Genomic DNA, 2,187 nt, shown 5'->3' on the forward strand with positions numbered 1-2,187 from the left:
CAATACTGCTCGGTTAAGAGAAAATAGATGGTGGAATAAAGAATACTTTGTTCGCGTGCAGTTTACGAGAACAAAAAATAGCTAAAAACGCTGCTTGTACCTGAAGGCACTCTCGAAAAATTTAATTGTCAATTGCTGAGAATATTTTTAATCTGTTGAACTATAAATTGAGGATGAACAATTTACTGTATCGCCAAAATAATCGATATATTTAACAAGTTTCCTAAAAATTTGAAAAGATAGTAGTTGTCGAGGAGTGCCATTATTTCTATGACATCGTTTTTTACTCTGAAACTTTGAGCGAGTTTTCTTGACAACTCTGGGATTACTTCTCTGCTGTGGTGGTGGGATTTTTAAATCTAAAAGTTCCGAAGTTAACCAACTAAAAAATACATTAATATCTGGGAATATTTCTACTGCAATCTGGAACAAAGGGATAGCACGTCTAATCACTCTAAGGCTGCCAGTAAAACTTAGACGTAATGGAGATAATCCTACTTTCTCAGCACTTTGAAACATTAAACAGCGTATACAATAATGTCCCAGTAACCAACCATAAATTTCTTGGACTACTTCACGAGGATTTTTCGAGCGGATAGGAGTTTTCCGACCATTGAGATGAACTTTTAATTCATCCAAAGTATTCTCTGCTTCCCAGCGCTGGTGATACTCAGTCGCTAGAAGTAAAGCTGGAAAAATCGCAATATCCATCAAATCGGTAATCAGACGATAAACTTTTTCTATCCCATTCTCTTCAACAACATATTCAATTACACGGATTGGGATTCGGGTTGCACCTTTCTTTTTGGACTGACCATCCGGTGCAATCCATGACTTATAAGAACCATCATCAAAAGTTTGAACGACCTCGAATTTAACGTGGGCTGGTACACGTCCAAGAATATGGCATTTTTGTTTAATTGCGGCATTAACCATCTTGAATGAATGTAGCCCTCTATCCCACATCAGCAACATCCCATCATTAACACTTCGTAATAATTTTAAAGCTCCTTTTCTTTCACCAATTCGATAAGGACTAATGAATGCATCGGTAATTAAATGAGTACCTGCTTCTACCAAAAAAACTAACCTGGCTTTCGGGAATGCCGGATATGTCCCAGGCCGAGAGCCAGGATAACCAAATACTCTTGCATTTTCTTGAGTCTCAGGAACGTCCATTACCGTTCCATCTACAGCCATTATTCTCAGTCCTCCCAGAAATGCATCTGGCGTAAAAACTGTTGCTAATGGCTTTGCCACCATCTCAAACAGACGAGTCATTACAGATGCCCCGGTTCGTTGCCGTGCTTCGGTAATTGATGAAGAAGTTGGTGTTTTAAAACGTATTTTATCCGGTATGCGTAAACTGGCGAAGCCATGAATCAGATTTTTGAACACCGATACAACAGAGTCCGATGACCAAAAACTCATGGCAATTACCAAAACCACAACTACATGAGTCGGAAGTATTCGTTGTCGTTGCCCAACAGAAGAAGTACTGATAATTGCGTTCGTTATTGTTTGAGATGGAATTACTTCATCCATTGCCAGTAGTAATTGGCTTGGGGTAATGTAGGGCTGTTGAACCTCAAAATTAACAAGTGACATTTTCACCCGATACTTACGTTTAATTTTGGCTGTAAGATAATATAAACTAAATTCGGATCTGTTCGCGTAAATTATACGCGAACAGACCCCCTTAATCACCATACGCACGAGAAATGCCAGATGCTTGACTCTGACATTATTTCTAGAGCCGAACTCCTACAGCAAGCCATTGCAACTTTACAACTCTCTATCCAACAAATTCAGGCTTCAGGGGAAGTTGCACCACCTGGTTGTTGTGTTTTGCGTTATCAAGCACGCGGAAAAAAGCAAGCTTATTGGTACTATAAATTACACGCTACCAAACCAATTTTTTCCACAACTCAACCCAACAAATTGAGCAAATATAAGCATTTGGGTAAGGCTGGAAGCCCTGCTCATATTGATGCTGTCCTCTCTGTGGCTAGAAGAACTCAAATCGATCACTTAACTTCCTGCATCGACTCTCTTCGTCAAAATTGGGTGGACTTGTACGATAGCCTCAAAGAGAAAAAATAAGTCCCCTGCTTTTATTCGCGTAAAACATCCGCGAACACTATTTTCTTTGTTTTACCTCTATTTCTCCTTAACCGAGCAGTATTG

Annotated in this window: 1 protein-coding gene and 1 pseudogene; one reads left to right on the forward strand and one right to left on the reverse strand. The window is 39.4% G+C overall.

Translation table 11 applies throughout. The annotated features are described in order from the left end of the window. Positions 1–423: 423 nt before the first annotated feature. Positions 424–1,608 (reverse strand): annotated as a pseudogene (locus RM368_RS38295) (IS4 family transposase); the annotation flags it as partial. Positions 1,609–1,728: 120 nt separating this feature from the next. Here RM368_RS38295 and RM368_RS38300 point away from each other — a divergent pair. Then, entirely contained in the window at positions 1,729–2,103 is a 375-nt protein-coding gene (locus RM368_RS38300) for a hypothetical protein (RefSeq protein WP_185592106.1), read from the forward strand. The last annotated feature ends 84 nt before the right edge of the window (positions 2,104–2,187 follow it).

The organism is Nostoc sp. DedSLP03, assembly GCF_034530815.1.
Lineage (GTDB): Bacteria > Cyanobacteriota > Cyanobacteriia > Cyanobacteriales > Nostocaceae > Nostoc.

Coding starts and splice junctions, on each gene's coding strand:
- RM368_RS38300 (WP_185592106.1), top strand. CDS start 1,729: ATGCTTGACTCTGACATTATTTCTAGAGCCGAACTCCTACAGCAAGCC.